A 17,854-nucleotide genomic window follows, 5' to 3' on the forward strand; every position below is an offset into this window, starting at 1 on the left:
GGTCAAGCGCCCTGTCGCACCCATGTGGTGGCACTGTGCTGCGCCTGTGAGTGCGATTGCCAGTTCGTTTCGGGGCGCGGCTGCGGCACGGCCGGGGCGAGCGCGGGCAGGTGCACGGTGAACACCGTCCGCCCGGGGGCGCTGTCCACGGTCACGGCACCACCGTGCGCCGCGGCCACGGCCTGCACGATGGCAAGACCGAGGCCCGTCGAGCCGGTGGTCCTCGACCGTGCCGAGTCCCCTCGGGCGAACCGCTCGAAGACGTGCGGCAGCAACTCCGGTGGAATGCCCTGCCCGTTGTCCTCGACGTCGACGCACATCCACGGCCCGCGCCGCTGCACGCGCGCGGTGACGGTCGTACCGGCTGGGGTGTGGGTGCGGGCGTTGCCCAGCAGATTGACGAGCACCTGCTGCAGGCGTGCCGCGTCCGCGGACACGAGCGCGGGCTCGTCGGGCAGGTCGAGCCGCCAGTTGTGGTCCATGCCGGCGGCGCGGGCGTCGCTGATGGTGTCGACGACGAGCGGAACGAGGTCGGTCTGCTCGAACTGCAGCGGCCGGCCGGCGTCGAGCCGGGCCAGGAGCAGGAGATCCTCCACCAGGAGGGTCATCCGCCCCGCCTCGGACTCGATCCGCCCGAGGGCGTGCCGGGTGTCGGGTCCGACCTGTTCGCGTCCGCGTCTGGTCAGTTCCGCGTACCCGCGGATGGAGGCGAGCGGCGTACGCAGCTCATGGCTGGCGTCCGCCACGAACTGCCGTACCCGCGTCTCGCTCTCCTGCCGGGAGTGCAGGGCGCCGTGGACGTGGTCGAGCATGCGGTTGAGCGCGGCACCGACCTGGCCGACCTCGGTGTGCGGGTCGCACTCGGACTCCGGGACCCGCTCGCTGAGGTTCACCTCGCCGGTGTGCAGCGGGAGTTCGGAGACGCGGGTGGCGGTGGCGGCGACCTTGCGCAGGGGGCGGGTGGCGAGGCCGACCAGCACGTGGCCGGCGATACCGGCGGCTACGAGACCGGCGGCGGTGACGCTGATTTCCACGAGGATCAGGGTGTCGATCGTGTTGTCGACCTCGGAGGTCGGCAGGGCGACGTAGTAGGAGCCGTTGTCGCCGCTGCGGTACTCGACCCGGTACTCGCCCGCACCGGGGATGTCGACGGTGCGCTGTTCGCCGTCCTCTCGCGGGACGGATCCGAGGGCGGCGAGCTGCGCCCTGGTCAGCGGCTTCGCGTTCATCTCCAAGTCGCTGGTGGACTTCTCGCCACGCTTGGCGTCGGTGATGACGCCGTTCTCGACCTTGGCCGCGATGGTGCCCGGGTGTTGCGGGCCCTTGGTGACGAAGTCGGTGAGACCCATCGGGTGCGCCTTGAACCTCTGCCCGCCGGGTGCGACGCCGCCCCCGGGCTGCCGGCCCGGCGGCCCGAAGGAACCCGACGCGCGCGAGGCGACCTCGTTCAGCTGGCCGTTCAGCTGGTCGTACAGATGCGACCGCAGGGCAACCGTGGTCACCGTGCCGATGACCGCGCACACCACGGCGATCAGCACCACCGACGCGACGACGAGCCGGGTCCGCAGGGTGCGCGGCCGTCCCTCCCTCACTCTCGGCTTCGCTCGAGCGGGGGGACCCCCACGTCGCTTCTGCGGACGCGGCCGTCGTCGCCCGCTCATGAGGCGGCGGGCTTGATGAGGTAACCGGCCCCACGCCGGGTGTGGATCATGGGCTCGCGGCCCGCGTCGATCTTCCTGCGCAGGTACGAGATGTACAGCTCGACCACATTGGCCTGCCCGCCGAAGTCGTAGGACCACACGCGGTCCAGGATCTGCGCCTTGCTGAGCACGCGCCGCGGATTGCGCATCAGGAAACGCAGCAGCTCGAACTCGGTGGCGGTGAGGTGGATGTTCTCCCCGTCCCGCGAGACCTCGTGACTGTCCTCGTCCAGGGTGAGGTCACCGACGACGAGTACGGAGTCGGACCGCCGGTCGGCTGCACCGGACCTGCGGATCAGCCCCCGCAGCCGCGCGACGACCTCCTCCAGGCTGAACGGCTTGGTGACGTAGTCGTCGCCGCCGGCGGTGAGCCCGGCGATACGGTCCTCGACGGCGTCCTTGGCGGTGAGGAAGAGGACGGGCACGTCGGGCAGCTCGCGGCGGAGCCTGCCCAGCACGGTGAGCCCGTCCATGTCGGGAAGCATCATGTCCAGGACGACGGCGTCGGGCCGGAACTCGCGGGCGGTCCGAACGGCCCCCTGCCCGTCACCCGCACTTCTGATCTGCCAGCCCTCGTAACGAAGAGCCATGCTCAGCAGTTCGGTGATCGACAGCTCGTCATCCACCACAAGCACCCGGACGGGGCTCCCGTCCGGCCTCAGCAGTTCGGTGCGCCCCTGGGGCGAGGTCGTGGTCATGGCGGACACCTTGTCGGGGCCCTCTGAGAACACGCTTTCACGAATCTGTGATTTCCCTAAGAAACGCACAGGCGCCTCTCAGGGAACACCTGGGAACCACTCACGTGCGCGTGAACCCGTGACTGTGGCTTGACCCGGGCGACGTGGCACACGCACCGGGTCGTGGGGCGTCGTCGTGGGGCGTCAGAACAGTCCGTCCTGCTCCCTGGTGAACTCCCGTGCGGGGACGGTGAATGCGCTGACCGCCGAGGGCAGCGGTGCCAGCTCCCAGCCGGTCATCAGCCGTGTGTCGACAACGACGACCCCCCGTCCGGCGACCGCCAGATGCAGATCGGGACCGGCGGCCGCGACCAGCTCACCGCTCACGGCCCCGCCCGGAACGAGCTCGACGACATGAGCGAAGGCGGCCGGTACGCCGAAGAGCCCGAAACGCCCTACATGATCGACGGGTTGACACGGCTCTCTGGTCAACGACTCGGGCCACCCGTCCAGTACGACGGCGCGCGCGTGCAATTCCCGTACCTGGGACGCCCGCTCGTCCTCCGTCCCCGGCAGCGCCGCCCGCACCGCCCGCTTCTCGGCGTACGGAATCCGGTCCGGCACCTGGAGGGCGGCCCGCAGCAGCTCCTCGGTGCGCCGGGCGGCCATCAGGGGGCCGGTACCCAGCCAGCTGAAGCAGACGGCCCCCTGCTCCAGCAGCCGCGCCGACCCGCGCTCGGCGGCGGTGATGCCGACCTTGACCAGGCCCGGCCCGAACCACGCCAGATACACCCGGTACGGCCGCGGATCATCGGCGAGGGTGTCGGCGGCCACGGAGTGCGCCCGGTCCAGCCGCGCGCACTCCTCGCACCGGGCCCCCGTACTCCGCCCCGGCACGCCGGCCCGCACCGGACACGCATGCCCCCGCGCCCCCACACACCGCCGGGCCGAGCCGTCCGCGACGGCGAACGCGACCCGCTGCCCCCACGACAACGCACTCACCCGCCCGCCGTCCCACACCAGCACGGGACCCTCCGGCGTCCAGCGCAGTCCCGAGCATGTCCACATCCGTGCCATCACTCGTGAGCGTACGGGCCCGGACTGACAATCCCGCCGCGTCAGCTCCCGGCCTCGGTGGCCACCGGCTCCGCCTCCCCGGCCCGGGTCGCGGCCACGGCAGCCGTCGCCCCGCGCCGCCCCCGCCCCGCCAGCCGACAGCCGACGCACCCGTCATGCCCGTCCCGGGCCCGCGCATCGCGGACCCGCATCCCCCACTGGTCCCGCGGCCGCACCCCCGGCGGCTTCCCCCAGCCCGACAGATGCAGCGCCCAGGCGACCAGGACGCCCAGGCCCACGATCACCAGCCCGCCCACGAGGGCCGGAACCGAGACCGTGCACACCCCCAGCCCCACCACACCGTTTCCGACGGTCGCGATCCCGAAGCCGGTCCAGCCGGCGATCGTGTGACCCTCGTCGTACAGACTCATGTGGCCCCCTCCAGGGAAAACTCCCTCACGGACTAAGAAATTTATACCACCGAACATCTCACGAGCTAAGGGATTTGAGAAGATGGACGGCACGCCCCGACCGCCCGCCACCCCGGCCCAGGCGCTGTCGGCGATGGACCACCTCATCGCCGCCCACCTGATCGGGCAGCAGGAACTGGCCCGGCGGCTGGGACTGAACGTCACCGACCTGACGTGCTTCGCCTTCGTCCTGGAGGCAGGGGACGACCTGCTCACGGCGGGCGACCTCGCGGCCCGCGCCCACGTCACCACCGGAGCGGTGACCGGCATCCTCAACCGCCTCGAACGTGCCGGATACGTCACCCGCCGCCCCGACCCCACCGACCGCCGCCGGGTCCGTGTGGCCGCCGTACCGGCCGCCGTCACCCGCGTCGAAGCGGTGTACGCGGGCCACTACCGGCGCCTCACGGCCCTGTTCGCCGACTACTCCGCCGAGGAACTGGCGGTCGTCACCGACTGGTTCACCCGGGCGACGGCACTGGCCCACGAGTACCTGGAGAAGCTGAACAGGAACGACCCCGAGGAGGAGTGCTGAGACCGCCCCTCCCCACGACCGGTCTTCACCGACCGAGTCGACGGGAACCCAAGGTGAGAAGTGATCGAACGACTCGGCGGCTGGAACGACCAGCGGCCCGCGGCCTCCACACCTATTTACTGCGCGCCGTCCAGCCAATGATCATGTAATCTCCCGGAATCCGCTGCTTTTCATTCTTCATACAGCTGCATATAGGGCCGCCCGATACCTCAACAAGGTGTTTGTCCGGCTAATCGTTCACCCGATCGCCCCGCATCCACCGCCGAAATGCGCCGTTAGTGGGAACATGACTGAGTCAACGATGGGGCAAGCTCTCGGACCCGCCAGGGGCCGGTCGCACCAGACCGGGAGGGGGTCCGCGCGGCTGGGCTCCTACACCTACATCCCCGCACCGGACCGAAGGGGTGCGGTCAACGGAACCCTGGTGAAGGGGGGCCTCCCCGTCACGCTCGATGTGACCGAGGAGATTCTGCAGGAGTTCATGGATGTCATGAGCGCCCTGGAAAGGGATCTGTCGAGACGGTGGACCGTTACGGAATCCTGGCTCTGCGGTTCCCGAACAGAATAGCAAGCGGCGTCATGCATTACGAGCAAACGGGATACTACCCGAATTCGACCGACGATTATCCGGACGGCTACCAGGGCGGCGGCCGGCACCGGGCACCCACCGACATCTTTTACACTCCTCTGATTCCGCCGGACTCGGCATGGGACCCCGCCGAAGAGCTGGCCTTCATGCTGCAGGACGCCATCGAGGAGCAGCAGCCCAGAATCCCAGCAGCCCGCACCCAGGAACCCGTCCCCGGTCCGGGCCCGAAGGCACCCCGTGAAGCCCTGGTGGAAATCACAGCGGAGTTGCCCACGCTGAAGAGCGTTCCCCGGGGCCATCGCAAGGTCCGGGAACGCCAGCGTCTGGGGACGGTCCGCACCGCCAGTTACTTCATCGCCGCGCTCGCGACCGTCATCGCAGCCGCGGTGAGCATCTTCGGCGGGATGATCGCCTATGACCCGCTACGGTTCGTCGCGGCGTCGCGCATGCAGAGCGGTGTGGTCGCCTGGTGGCCCGTTCTGGTGTTCGGCCCCTGGCTGGTGGCGTCGCTGTCCGTCCTCCGCGCAGCGCTGCACCGGCGGCGGGCCCTGCACTCCTGGTGCGTCATCCTGCTCTTCTCCTCCCTCGCGATCGGGCTCTGTGTCGCCCAGGCGCCGAAGGACATCATCGACACGGCGGCTGCCGCCCTGCCGAGTATCGCCTCCCTGGCCTGCTTCCAGCAGTTGGTGCGTCAGATCACCCTGACCAGGCCGCCCCGTCGGACGCTGCCCCGGCACCGGGTGCGGCCCGCCGAGACCTCCCATGACGAAGCGTCGGCCTGAAGCCGCCGTCTCCCGCTTGGAAGATCGGTATACGGGAAACGCCGAAGGCCCCGGATCTCTCCGGGGCCTTCAACCTGTGTGCACTCGGCAGGATTCGAACCTGCAACCTTCTGATCCGTAGTCAGATGCTCTATCCGTTAAGCTACGAGTGCTTGTTCTTTTATTTTTGTCTCCGCTCCCGGCCCTTCCGGCCCGCTCGCGGCGACAGGAAGAACATTACATGACTGCCGCCGCCATGTGAAATCCGATTCACACACCCCTTGTGACCTGCGGAAACGCGAATCCGGACACGGCGCGTGGCGACGGGACCGGAAGCCTGGGAACGCCGAAGCCCCGGTCCTGGGGACCGGGGCTTCGGGATCAGGCGCGGAGGCGGAGGGATTTGAACCCTCGATGGGCTTTAAGGCCCAAACCGCATTAGCAGTGCGGCGCCATAGACCGGACTAGGCGACGCCTCCCGCACAACCACTCACGCGAGCGCGCGACTGGTGCGTGCAGATGATGACACAGTCGAGCGGGGTGCCACCAATCGCCCCCCACGGTACTAGGCGCGAGGGCCGCAGGGCAAAGGGCTTCGCCCGGCAGGGCGGCGGGTGCGTGTCCGGCGCAACGTCCGGGGGACACGAGCGTTGAGCAGGGCATGGTCTCTGTCATGTCCGTCGTCCCGCGGGGCGTCCTGGCGTCGGCCCTCGCCGCCGTCTCGGTCTCGTCCCTGGCCGCCCTCACCGCCGTACCCGCCGCGGCCGCGCCCGCCGCGCCCCCGCCCGTGCGGCCCGAGGACCGGGCCGGTGATCACCTCACCGTCGTCGTGCGGCACGCCGGCACGGGGCGGGACGGGACGTACGAGGTGTCCTGTCACCCCGGGGCCGGGGATCACCCGGACGTGGCTGGGGCCTGCCGGGTGCTCGACGCGAACACGCGCTGGGGGCAGGACGCCTTCGCCCCGGTGGCCCCCGGCAGCACCTGCATCATGCTGTACGGCGGCCCCGCCACCGCCCACGTGACCGGCACCTGGGCCGGACGGCCCGTGGACGCCCGCTACGACCGCGGCAACGGATGCGAGATCGCGCGGTGGGACCGGCTGGTGCCCCTCCTGCCGAGGATCGATTCCGCCTCGTAGGCGTTTCCTGGCGGAATCACCGGCTTCGTAAAGGTCCCGCGAAGGTCACGCGGAGCCGAGGCGCAGCCGACCCGGAGGAGAACCGTGCGGTCACATGTTCACCTCACTTCCTCGTGCGACCTCCCTCTCATCCGGCGTCGCGAGCGCGACCCGTGCCCTTAGACTCCCTCGCGTGACACGTCGCGGGCCGGTTGGCAAGATGGCCCGAGCGGTCGGCAAGGTGCGGTAACAGGGAGGAAGCGTCTCGTGAGCAGCAGGCCATCCCGAGGCGCTGCTCGCCTCGCAGCCATACTCGACGCGCTGCCCGACGCGTTGGTCCTGGTCAACGCCAACGGAACCGTCGTCAACGCCAACACCATCGCCCTGGAGGCCTTCGAGGCGCCGGGTACCGCGCTCGTCGGGCGCGGGCTGCTCGATCTGCTGCCGCAGTTCGACTCCCGGCTGATCCCCGGCTCGATGCGGCGACCCGACCACATGGATCCGCGGGGCCGGACCAAGCCGACGCGGATGGTCGCGCGGCGGACGGACGGGACCGAGTTCCCGGTCGAGGTCACGAGCGCGAACCTGGAGAACGGGCAGCAGGCGTACGACGGTTACGGACACACCGGTGACGAGCTGCTGATGCTCGTCGTGCGGGATCTGTCCGGGACCGTGGACACCGAGGCCGAGCTGGCCCGTTCGCAGCGGCAGACCGAGATGATCCTGCGGGCCGCGTCCGAGGGCGTCGTGGGCACCGACACCGACGGGCGGATCGTGCTCGTCAACCCGGCCGCCGCTCAGATACTGGGGTACCGGGCCGGTGAACTGGGCGGCAAGGAGCTGCACACCCTCGTGCTGCACTCGCGCGCCGACGGTTCCCCCTTCCCGTACGAGGACTCGCCGCTCGCCGACACGCTGCGCTCCGGGCGCAAGCACCGGGTGCGTGGGCAGGTGCTGTGGTCCAAGGGCGACGAGAAGGTTTCGGTCGATCTGACCACCGCGCCCGTGCGCGACGGCGACCAGCTCGTCGGTGCCGTCATGACCTTCGCGGACCGACGGCCGTACGACGCCCTCGCCGAGGAGAAGGCCACGCTGGAGAAGGCGCACGCCGAGGAACTGGAGCGGCTCTCCGAGGAGCACGCCTCCGAGCTGACCGCGCTGCGCCAGCGGCACGTCGCCGAGGTCGAGGAGCTGCGCGAGCAGCACCAGGAGGAGCTGGCGTCCGGCGAGGAGCGGTACGCCGCGCTCGCCGAGCGGGAGAAGGACCGGTACGAGGCACTCGCCGGGCGGCACGAGCAGCTGCTCACCCTGCTCGCGCGGTCGCTGCGCGGGCCGCTGGACGAGTTGCGCCGTGAGCTGTCCGCCCTGGCCGCGGACGACGCCGGGCAGCTGTGGCCCGAGGCCAACCAGGTGCTGCACCACCTCTCGGCCGGTTACTCGCGCATCACCACCCTCATCGACAACGTCCTCGGCTACCAGCGGCTGGACGCGGGCACGGAGGACATCACCCGTACCAAGGTGATGCTCGACGCCGTCGTCGCCGCCGGTGTGGACGGGGCCGTCGAGCTGATCGGGCCGGGGCGCGTGCAGTTCGCCGTGCACGCGCCGCCCATCGAGGCCGAGGTCGACCCGCAGCGGCTCGCCACCGCGCTCGCGCATCTCGTCGCGGACGTGGCGGGCGTCGACGCCACCGGCAACGCGCCCGTGTCGGCGGGCGGTTACATGGACAACACCGTCGTGGTCGCGGCCGCGCAACGCGGTGAGGTCGCGCGGATCGAGGTGCGCGGGCCGTACGCCGGGGGAGACCCGGTGCACGAGCCGATGGTGCGCGGGATCGTGCGGGCGCACGGCGGTGTGCTGCAGACGCACGAGGTGCCGGGCATGAGCGGCAACGCCTACGTCCTCGAAGTGCCGCTCGGCGGCGGGGCCGGAGCGGTCGCCGCACAGGCTCCGGACGCCGAGGACGAGGCTGCCGAGGCTGCCGAGGCTGCCGAGGCTGCCGAGGGCACCGTCGGTGGGCGGCGGCGGGCCCGGCGGTCCTCCACGGACGCGTTCCTGGAGAGCGACGCTCCCGGTGACGCCGGTGACGCCGGTGACTCCCGTGCCGGCGGGACGGCCGTGCCGACCGGGCGGCGCCGCAGGCGTGCGGCGGCTGCCGTCGAGGCGGCCCCGGTCTCGGACGAGGGCCCGGAGGCCGCGTCCGGCGGGACCGGACGGCGGCGCGGACGGCCCGCCGAGACCGACGCCGGTGCGGGTGTGGCCGAGGGTGCCGTGATGACCGCGGCCGAGCATGCCGCGGGGACCGCCGCCGCGGGCAGTGGGCTCGGCGGAACCGTGCCGCCGCAGGGAGTGCCCGCGCCCACGGGTCGCCGTGCCCGGCGTGACACCGGCGAACCGCAGGCCGCCCTGCCGCCCGCGCTGCCCGCGGCCGGTACGCAGTCCGCTCAGCCCGTCCCGGCCGAGGACGAGCAGCCGACCGGGCGGCGCCGTGCGCTGGCCGCCGCCGCGGAGCGGGCCGCGGCGCAGGAGGCGGGAGCCCGTACCGTCTTCGCCCTGCCCCCGGCCGAGGCCGACCGCTCACCCGGCTCCGCGGATGCGGCGACGGGTATGGGTGTGGCCATGGCTCCGGGTACGGCTCCGGGTGCGCAGGCGCCCGGTCAGGTGCGGGTGCCCGTGGAGGGGGCGCCGGGCGACGCCGGCCGGCATGACGCCGTACCGCTCGACCAGGCCGAGGACCACACCCCGCCGCAGCCGCACCCCACGACCGCACCGACCGGTCGCCGTCGGCGGGCCGTGGCCCAGCCGGGGGAGGCGGCGCCCGCCGCTCCCGGCGCGCCCGCACAGGCCGTCCCGCCCGCACAGGCCGTTCCACCCGTTCCGGCCCAGGCGCATCCCGGACAGGTTCCGCCGACCCCGGGGCCTGGGATTCCGGCGCAGGGTACGGCCACGCCGACGGGACCCACGGGCCGGCCGGGCGTGGTGGCTCAGGCCGGTGTGGCGGCCCAGGCGGCCCCCGGTCAGCCGGTGGCCGTGCCCAACCCCGCCGTGCCCAACCCCGCCGTGCCCGCGCAGGGCACCGCGGGCCAGGGCGTACCGGTGCCGCCGCCGGGCCAGCCGGCTCCGGCCCAGGGGGCACCCGGCCAGCCGATTCCGGCCCAGGGGGCACCCGGCCGACCCGGGCCCGCGCAGGCCGCTCCCGGCCAACCCGTGCCCGTGCACATGACACCCGGCCAGCCGGTACCCGCACAGATCGCTCCCGGCCAGCCCGTACCCCCGCACATGACACCCGGCCAACCCGTGCCCGCGCAGGCCGCCGCCCCCCACGGGCAGCAGGCGCCCGCCGTGCCCGCCCCGGCGGCCCAGTCCACCCCGTCGGCCGGCATGCCGGCGGCGCCGCAGCCCGCCCAGCCGCTGCCGGCGCAGACCGCCCCGGCCGCCCCAGTCCCCGCGGCCGCCCTCCCCCAGCAGTGGCCCGGAACCGGCGACACCTCCGGCGCGGGTGTCCCGGCGCCCCAGGCAAGCCCCGCGCCGCTGACGGCGCAGCCCGGCCCCGCCACCCCCGCGCCCGGCACCCCGCTCCCCCCGGAGCACGCCGGTGTCCAGCCACCGCGGGCGGCCCAGCCGCTGCCCGCCGAGGCCTCGGGACCCGCGGCCGACCCGAACTCCACGCAGGGCCGGGCCATCAGCGTGCGCACGCTGGGCCAGGGCGTGCCGTTCTCGCGGCAGGCCGCGCAGGTGCAACAGCCGACGGCGACCCCGCCCCCGCACGCGCCGGGCGGTTCCGGCCGCCGGCGCAAGCTGGGCACGCGCCCCGACCCGGCCGGACAGCCGGACCCGCAGCCGGAGCAGGCCGGGCGTCCGCATCCCCCGGCCGTGCAGCCGCCCGGGCAGCCCTCGCTCGCGGGGCAGTCCCGGCTCGCCCCGGCCACCGAGGGCGCCGGACGGTCGTACGCCATAGGCGCCCCGGACGCGAACGCGGCCGAGGGGCCCGAGCCGCTGGACGGACCCGGCGGGGCCATCGAGGTCGCCGACACCCCGCGCCCGCAGCCGCTGGACGACGAGCTTCCCCCGGAGCCGCTGGACAACCCGCGCCGGCTGCTGGTGTGGCCCGCGCCGGACGTGACGACCCAGCAGGCGCTGAGCGACCGCGGCTACCGGCCGGTCATCGTGCACTCGCGCGAGGAGGTCGACGCCCAGATCGCGGCCTTCCCCGCCGCGCTGTTCGTGGACCCGCTGACCGGGCCGATCACCCGTACCGCACTGCAGTCGCTGCGCCAGGCGGCGGTCGCGGCCGAGGTGCCGGTGCTGGTCACGGCCGGGCTCGGGCAGGCGACGCGCGAGGCGGCGTACGGCGCCGATCCCGCCGTACTGCTGAAGGCGCTGGCGCCGCGCGACAGTGAGCAGCATCCGCCACGGGTGCTGCTCATCGAGGAGCACGCGGAGATCGCGCTGGCGCTGACGGCGACGCTGGAGCGACGCGGGATGCAGGTGGCGCGGGCCGCGAGCGACAACGACGCGGTGACGCTGGCGGGGCAGTTCCGGCCCAACCTCGTGGTGATGGACCTGATGCAGGTGCACCGGCGGCAGGCCGGGTTCGCCGGGATCATCGACTGGCTGCGCGCGAACGGGCAGCTCAACCGCACCCCGCTGGTCGTCTACACCGCCGCCGTCGACCAGGCCGACCTGCCGCGGCTGGCCTCGGGCGAGACGGTCCTGTTCCTCGCGGAGCGGTCCACCAGCACCGATGTGCAGGCGCGGATCGTCGACCTGCTGGCCAGGATCGGCACCAACTAGGCACCAGCCCGGCGCCAACCAGACGCCTACCGGGCTCCGTTCACAGCACTAGCGCGCGACCAGCCTGCGGGCCGCCTCCTTGATCGAGGTCCGCAGGCGCTCGCGGTCGGTGTCCTCGCCGCCCGTGAGGATGCGCCGCATCTGTGGCACGACCGCGCTCCAGTTGGCGAGGGCGACCAGGAGGAAGAACAGGTCGCCGGACGGGATGGCGTCGGTGATGACACCGCGGGCCTGGCCGTCCTCGATCGCGGCGACCTTGCGGGCGTAGTGCTCCTGGCGCTCCGCCTCGTCGGCCAGTTCGGCGCTGCCGTACTCGATGCCCTCCCAGAAGAGCAGACGCAGCAGTTCGGGGTGGGCGGCGTGGTAGTCGAGGAGCCGGTCGATCCAGCCCTCGATGTCGTCCGGGTCGACGGGGACGGCCGCGGCCAGGTCGACCATGGACCTGCCCAGGACCTGCGTGAACAGCTCCGCCTTGTTGCCGAAGTAGGCGTAGATCAGCTGCTTGTTGGCCTTGGCCTCGGCGGCGATGCGGTCGATGCGGGCGCCCGCGATGCCGTGCCGGGCGAACTCCGCGACCGCCGCGTCGTAGATACGGGCCTTGGTGGCCTCGGGATCCCTGACTGCTGCCATGCGGCCAGCGTACCGCGCTTGTAACCAACGGTTTGGTTGACAGGGAATCCAGGGGAGGTGCAGCCTGTTGAGGCAACCAACCAACCAGTTAGAAGTGCGAGCCGGCTCTAAGGAGTGCCTCCCCTCATGCCGTCAGCGACCACCACCCACCAGGCGCCACAGGTCCGGATCCCCACCCGGGAGCAGACCGCCTCCGGACGGTTCTTCCTCCTGCTCATCGCCGTCTGCACCGCCGTCACGGCCGCCAACATCTACCTCGCGGCCCCGCTGCTCCCGCTCATCGCCCACGATTTCGGCACCGTCCCCTCGGCCGTGACCTGGATCGCCTCGGTCGCACAGTTCGGCTATGCGGCCGGTCTGCTCTTCTTCGCCCCGCTCGGCGACCGCGTCAACCGGCGCCCGCTGGTCGCCCTGCTCTCGCTGGCCACCGCGGCCGCGCTGGGGCTCGGCGCGGCCGCCCCCGGCACCGCCGCCCTCGCGGCCGCCGTCTTCGTGGCCGCCGCGGCGACCGTGATCCCGCAACTGCTGGTCCCGTTGGTCGCCGCACGCGCCCCCGCCCACCACCGCGCCCGCCATGTCGCGGCCGTCATCGCCGGCCTGTTCACCGGCATCGTCGCGGCCCGGGTCGTCGGCGCACTGGCCGGGCAGGCCTTCGGCTGGCGGTGGGTGTTCGCCGGGTCCGGCGCGCTGACCCTCCTCCTGGGCCTGGCCACGGCCCTGGCCCTGCCCGCGGAGCGGCGCCCTCGCGAGGGTGCGCTGTTCTCGGGCCTCGCCGAGCTGCCCGGCCTCGTCCGCCGGTCCCCCGACCTGTGGCGGGCGTGCGTGCGGCAGGCCGGGATGTTCGGAGCCTGGAGCGCCCTGTGGACCTCGCTCGCCCTGCTGCTGACCGGCCCGGCGTACGGCCTGTCCACCGCTACCGCCGGTCTGTTCGGCCTCTTCGGCCTCACGGCCAGTGCGGTGGCCCCCCTCGCGGGCGGCCTGGTCGACCGCCTCGGCGCCGCGAAGGTCGTCCGGTACGCCTATTTGCTCGCCGCCGTGTCCGTGCCGCTGTTCTGGCTCGGCGGACACGTGCTGGTCGCGCTGTTCGTGGCCGCCGTCGCCATCCACGCCGCCCTGGTCGCCTCCCACGTCGCCAATCAGACGCTGGCCCTGACGACCACCTGCGCCCCGGCCACCGCCAACACCGCCTATGTGGTCGCCGGCTTCACCGGCGGCGCCCTCGCCTCCATCCTGGCGGGCCTCGCCTTCAGCCACTGGGGCTGGGGCGGGGTCAGTGCGGTGGCGGGGCTGTGGCTGGTGCTGGGATGGGGGAGCACGGCGGCACGGCGGTGACGGCGGCCGTACTCCCCTGCCGTGTCCGGCTCAGAGGCTGGTGACGTCCAGCGTCCCCTCCGCGTAACGCCTGCGCAGCACCTTTTTGTCGAACTTGCCCACGCTCGTCTTCGGGACCGACTCGACGACCGTCCAGCGCTCCGGGAGCTGCCACTTCGCGATGCGGCCCTCCTCGGCGAGGAAGGTGCGCAGGGTCTCGAAGTCGGCGCTGGCGCCCTCCCTGAGGACGACCGTGGCCAGCGGGCGCTCGCCCCACTTGTCGTCGGGTACGGCCACCACGGCGGCCTCGGCGACATCCGGGTGGGACATCAGCGCGTTCTCCAGCTCGACCGAGGAGATCCACTCGCCACCGGACTTGATGACGTCCTTGGCGCGGTCGGTGAGGGTGAGGAAGCCGTCGGGGGAGATGGTGCCGACGTCACCGGTCTTCAGCCAGCCGTCCGCGCTGAACTTGTCGGCGGGGCGCAGCGGTTCGGCGTCGGGACCGTTGTAGTAGGCGCCCGCGATCCACGGGCCGCGCACCTCCAGCTCGCCCGCGGACTCGCCGTCCCAGGGCAGGCGTTCGCCGCCGGGTCCGGTGAGGCGGCCCTCCACTCCGGCCGGGAAGCGGCCCTGGGTGAGGCGGTAGGCGAACTCCTCCTCGGTGCCGACCGCGTGGGCCGGCGGGCGGGACACCGTGCCGAGCGGAGAGGTCTCGGTCATGCCCCAGGCGTGGCAGACCCGCATGCCGAGCCGGTCGAAGGCCTCCATCAGGGCGGGCGGGCAGGCCGAACCGCCGATGGTGACCTGGGTGAGGGAGGAGACGTCCCGGGGCTTGTTCGTCAGCTCGGCGAGCAGGCCCTGCCAGATGGTGGGGACGGCGGCCGCGTGCGTCGGCCGCTCCCGCTCGATCATCTCGGCGAGCGGGGCGGGCTGCAGGAAGCGGTCCGGCATCAGCATGTTGACGCCGGTCATGAACGTGGCGTGCGGCAGGCCCCAGGCGTTGACGTGGAACTGCGGGACCACGACCAGCGACGTGTCCTGGTCGGTCAGGCCCATCGACTGGGTCATGTTGACCTGCATGGAGTGCAGGTAGATCGAACGGTGGCTGTACACGACGCCCTTGGGGTCCCCGGTCGTGCCGGAGGTGTAGCACATCGCGGCGGCCTGACGTTCGTCCAGCTCGGGCCAGTCGTAGGTGGTGGGCCGGCCGGCGATCAGCTCCTCGTACTCGTGCACCCGCGCGGTGGCGCCCTCGAGCGGGGAGCGGTCACCGGGGCCGGAGACGACGATGTGCTCCACCGTCGGCAGCTTGGGCAGCAGCGGTGCGAGCAGCGGGATCAGCGAACCGTTGACGATGATCACCCGGTCGGCGGCGTGGTTGACGATCCACACCAGCTGCTCGGCGGGCAGCCGCAGGTTGAGTGTGTGCAGCACCGCGCCCATGGACGGGATCGCGAAGTACGCCTCGACGTGCTCGGCGTTGTTCCACATCAGCGTCGCGACCCGGTCGTCGCCGCGGACGCCGAGTTCGTCCCTGAGGGCGTTCGCCAGTTGCACCGCGCGCGCCCCGGCCTCGGCGAAGCTGCGCCGCTGGGGCTCGGCCTCCCCGGTCCACGTCGTGATCTGGGACCGGCCGTGGACCAGCACCCCGTGCACGAGGATGCGGGTGACGGTCAGTGGTACGTCCTGCATGGTGCTCAGCACGGCGTCCTCCCGGGCGACATTGCCTACGCGGTGGTAGAGGGTTGCGCTGATTCTGCGCACATACCGCGCGGTATGTCACTAGGGGGAGGAAAACTCGGCCGGGCCTGTGGCGAAAGTCCCGTGTCCCTGGTCGCCGGTGCAGATGTCGCAATCCACACCAGGCCAGAAGGCCCTCACCCATTTCAAGATCACTCAGTCGTGGTGTCCGTCACCAACCTCCGTGGATAGAACAACTAGCGCACCATCCCCAGCTCGGGATCCTCGCGCAGCTTGCCCAGGGCCCGGGAGACCGCCGACTTCACCGTGCCCACCGAGACCCCGAGCACCTCGGCCGTCTGGGCCTCGCTGAGGTCCTCGTAGTACCGGAGGACGACCATCGCCCGCTGTCGCGCGGGCAGCTTGGTGATCGCCCGCCACATCGCGTCGTGCAGCGCCTGCCGCTCGGCCGGGTCGTCCTCGCCGAGCACCGGCTCCGGCTCGGGCAGCTCGTCGCAGACGTACTCGTCCACTCTGCGCTTGCGCCACTGCGAGGTCCGCGTGTTCAGCAGCGCCCGGCGCACATAGCCGTCGAGCGCCCGGTGGTCCTCGATCCGCTCCCACGCCACATAGGTCTTGGTGAGTGCGGTCTGCAGCAGGTCCTCGGCATCGCTCGGGTTGGCGGTCAGCGAGCGCGCGGTGCGCAGCAGGACCGGCTGGCGGGCCCTCACGTACGACGAGAACGACGGGTACGCGGGGGTCTGCCGCGCCGGTGCGGCGGCGGCCGAGGCGCTGGTGCAGACGGGTGTGGTCATGGCTCCACGCTAGGAGCGCGCGGTGCTCGGGCGGATCGGCCCCAGGTCCCGAAGCCGGATCCCCCTCAGGTTGTAGGAGTGGGGCTGCCTCCACCTCCTGAAGGTGGACTACGGGCGCACCGCTGCTGCGGGTTCACCCCTGAGGACTCATCCGTCGGCCGTCAGGACCAGCCCCGACGTCGGCACCCCGGTACCGGCCGTCACCAGGGTCCGGGTCGCCCCCGGTATCTGGTTGACGGCCGTACCCCGCAGCTGGCGCACCGCTTCCGCCACTCCGTTCATCCCGTGCAGATACGCCTCCCCGAGCTGGCCCCCGTGGGTGTTCAGCGGCAGCCGTTCCTCCGCCGCGAAGTCCGCCGCCTCCCCCCTTGCGCAGAACCCGAACTCCTCCAGCTGCATCAGCACGAACGGTGTGAAGTGGTCGTAGATGATCCCCACGTCGATGTCGGCCGGCCCCAGTCCCGACGTCCGCCACAGCTGCCGGGCGACCACCGCCATCTCCGGCAGGCCGGTCAGGTCGTCCCGGTAGAAGCTGGTCATCTGCTCCTGCGCCCGGCCGGCGCCCTGGGCTGCCGCCGCGATCACGGCGGGCGGACGCGGCAGGTCCCGGGCCCGCTCCAGCGACGTCACCACCAGGGCCTGGCCGCCGTCGGTCTCCTGACAGCAGTCGAGCAGTCTGAGCGGCTCCGCGATCCAGCGGGAGGCGGTGTGGTCGGCGAGGGTGATGGGGCGGCCGTGGAAGTAGGCCGCCGGGTTCGTCGCCGCGTACTTCCGGTCCACCACGGCCACGTGCCCGAACGCCTCGGGGGTCAGCCCGTAGGTGTGCAGATACCGCTGGGCCGCCATCGCCACCCAGGAGGCCGGGGTGAGCAACCCGAACGGCAGTGCCCAGCCGAGCGCGGCCCCTTCCGCCGACGGCTCCCGGTGCTGCACGCCCACGCCGAACCTGCGGCCCGACCGCTCGTTGAACGCCCGGTAGCACACCACCACCTCGGCCACTCCCGCGGCGACCGCGAGTGCCGCCTGCTGGACGGTCGCGCAGGCCGCGCCGCCGCCGTAGTGGACCCGGGAGAAGAAGGACAGGTCTCCCATCCCGCAGGCCTGGGCCACCGTGATCTCCGGGCTGGTGTCCATCGTGAACGTCACCAGACCGTCCACGTCCCCCGGTGTGAGCCCCGCGTCGTCCAGCGCGGCTCCCACCGCCTCCACCGCCAGCCGCAGCTCACTGCGCCCGGAGTCCTTGGAGAACTCGGTGGCTCCGATGCCGATGATCGCCGCCCGGCCGCCGAGGGAGTCCCGTGCGCGCACGCTCATGACACGGTCTCCCGAGGGGTCAGGGTGACGGTCACGGTGCCGCTCACGTGCCTCCCCAGGGCGTTGGCCCCGACCACGCGCACCGTCGCCGTGTCTTCCTCGACCGCCTCGATCCTGCCCGTCAGCACCATCGTGTCCCCCGGGTGGTTGGGCGCCCCGAGCCTGATGGCGACCTTGCGGAGCACCGCCGACGGGCCGAAATGGTCCGTGATGTACCTGCCCACCAGCCCGTTCGTCGTCAGGATGTTCATGAAGACATCGGGTGAGCCCTTCTGCCGGGCCAGCTCCGCGTCGTGGTGCACGTCCTGGTAGTCCCGGGAGGCGATGGCCCCGGCCACGATCAGCGTGCGCGTGATCGGGATCTCCAGCGGCGGCAACTCGGCGCCCACCCTCAGTGAC

At 72.3% G+C, this 17,854-nt stretch carries 14 protein-coding genes and 2 tRNA genes; 5 read left to right on the forward strand and 11 right to left on the reverse strand.

The window, feature by feature from the left end:
* Positions 1 to 2 precede the first annotated feature (2 nt).
* The 4 genes from ACFZDC_RS03960 to ACFZDC_RS03975 form a co-directional block, all read right to left on the reverse strand.
* On the reverse strand, positions 3 to 1,661 hold the full coding sequence (locus ACFZDC_RS03960; protein WP_391319852.1) for an ATP-binding protein: 1,659 nt from the start codon (positions 1,659 to 1,661) through the stop codon (positions 3 to 5).
* Positions 1,658 to 2,398 (reverse strand): response regulator, encoded by a 741-nt coding sequence (locus ACFZDC_RS03965; RefSeq protein WP_391319854.1) that lies wholly within the window; start codon positions 2,396 to 2,398, stop codon positions 1,658 to 1,660. Before ACFZDC_RS03965 ends, ACFZDC_RS03960 begins: the two co-directional genes overlap by 4 nt.
* A 183-nt stretch (positions 2,399 to 2,581) precedes the next feature.
* Positions 2,582 to 3,454 (reverse strand): DUF2797 domain-containing protein, encoded by an 873-nt coding sequence (locus tag ACFZDC_RS03970; RefSeq protein WP_391319856.1) that lies wholly within the window; start codon positions 3,452 to 3,454, stop codon positions 2,582 to 2,584.
* 41 nt (positions 3,455 to 3,495) lie between these two features.
* A complete protein-coding gene (locus ACFZDC_RS03975) occupies positions 3,496 to 3,864 on the reverse strand; it encodes an HGxxPAAW family protein (RefSeq protein ID WP_391319858.1) in 369 nt (122 codons plus the stop codon).
* 82 nt (positions 3,865 to 3,946) lie between these two features.
* On the opposite strand from ACFZDC_RS03975, the gene ACFZDC_RS03980 reads away from it, so the two are divergent.
* The gene (locus ACFZDC_RS03980; protein ID WP_391319859.1) at positions 3,947 to 4,438 is read left to right on the forward strand and encodes a MarR family transcriptional regulator; all 492 of its coding nucleotides are present in this window, start codon (positions 3,947 to 3,949) and stop codon (positions 4,436 to 4,438) included.
* Positions 4,439 to 5,017: 579 nt separating this feature from the next.
* A complete protein-coding gene (locus ACFZDC_RS03985; RefSeq protein ID WP_391319861.1) occupies positions 5,018 to 5,809 on the forward strand; it encodes a DUF2637 domain-containing protein in 792 nt (263 codons plus the stop codon).
* Between the two features lie 79 nt (positions 5,810 to 5,888).
* On the opposite strand, the gene ACFZDC_RS03990 is transcribed toward ACFZDC_RS03985, so the two are convergent.
* Both ACFZDC_RS03990 and ACFZDC_RS03995 read right to left on the reverse strand, forming a co-directional pair.
* A tRNA-Arg gene (locus ACFZDC_RS03990) sits at positions 5,889 to 5,961 on the reverse strand.
* 215 nt (positions 5,962 to 6,176) lie between these two features.
* Positions 6,177 to 6,267: transfer RNA gene (locus ACFZDC_RS03995), tRNA-Ser, on the reverse strand.
* A gap of 194 nt (positions 6,268 to 6,461) precedes the next feature.
* Between ACFZDC_RS03995 and ACFZDC_RS04000 the strand changes: the two genes are divergently transcribed.
* Complete coding sequence (locus tag ACFZDC_RS04000) at positions 6,462 to 6,929, forward strand: SSI family serine proteinase inhibitor (RefSeq protein WP_391319863.1); 468 nt, start codon at positions 6,462 to 6,464, stop codon at positions 6,927 to 6,929.
* Between the two features lie 246 nt (positions 6,930 to 7,175).
* Positions 7,176 to 11,702 (forward strand): PAS domain-containing protein, encoded by a 4,527-nt coding sequence (locus tag ACFZDC_RS04005; protein WP_391319865.1) that lies wholly within the window; start codon positions 7,176 to 7,178, stop codon positions 11,700 to 11,702.
* Between the two features lie 48 nt (positions 11,703 to 11,750).
* Here the strand turns inward: ACFZDC_RS04005 and ACFZDC_RS04010 are convergent, their stop codons facing one another.
* Positions 11,751 to 12,332 (reverse strand): TetR family transcriptional regulator, encoded by a 582-nt coding sequence (locus tag ACFZDC_RS04010; protein WP_391319867.1) that lies wholly within the window; start codon positions 12,330 to 12,332, stop codon positions 11,751 to 11,753.
* Positions 12,333 to 12,458: 126 nt separating this feature from the next.
* On the opposite strand from ACFZDC_RS04010, the gene ACFZDC_RS04015 reads away from it, so the two are divergent.
* Positions 12,459 to 13,664, forward strand: coding sequence for an MFS transporter (locus ACFZDC_RS04015; RefSeq protein ID WP_391319869.1), 1,206 nt, complete (start codon positions 12,459 to 12,461; stop codon positions 13,662 to 13,664).
* Between the two features lie 30 nt (positions 13,665 to 13,694).
* On the opposite strand, the gene ACFZDC_RS04020 is transcribed toward ACFZDC_RS04015, so the two are convergent.
* From ACFZDC_RS04020 to ACFZDC_RS04035, 4 genes are all read right to left on the reverse strand, one after another.
* Positions 13,695 to 15,350, reverse strand: coding sequence for a long-chain-fatty-acid--CoA ligase (locus ACFZDC_RS04020; RefSeq protein WP_391320688.1), 1,656 nt, complete (start codon positions 15,348 to 15,350; stop codon positions 13,695 to 13,697).
* A 233-nt stretch (positions 15,351 to 15,583) separates the two neighbouring features.
* A complete protein-coding gene (locus ACFZDC_RS04025) occupies positions 15,584 to 16,141 on the reverse strand; it encodes a SigE family RNA polymerase sigma factor (protein WP_391319871.1) in 558 nt (185 codons plus the stop codon).
* Positions 16,142 to 16,288: 147 nt separating this feature from the next.
* Positions 16,289 to 17,455 carry a lipid-transfer protein gene (locus ACFZDC_RS04030; protein WP_391319873.1) on the reverse strand — a complete coding sequence of 389 codons (1,167 nt, stop codon included), beginning with the start codon at positions 17,453 to 17,455 and terminating at the stop codon, positions 16,289 to 16,291.
* Complete coding sequence (locus ACFZDC_RS04035; protein WP_391320690.1) at positions 17,452 to 17,850, reverse strand: MaoC/PaaZ C-terminal domain-containing protein; 399 nt, start codon at positions 17,848 to 17,850, stop codon at positions 17,452 to 17,454. Before ACFZDC_RS04035 ends, ACFZDC_RS04030 begins: the two co-directional genes overlap by 4 nt.
* Positions 17,851 to 17,854 lie beyond the last annotated feature (4 nt).

Source organism: Streptomyces sp. NPDC007905 (genome assembly GCF_042959345.1).
In the GTDB taxonomy this organism is placed as follows: Bacteria; Actinomycetota; Actinomycetes; order Streptomycetales; family Streptomycetaceae; genus Streptomyces.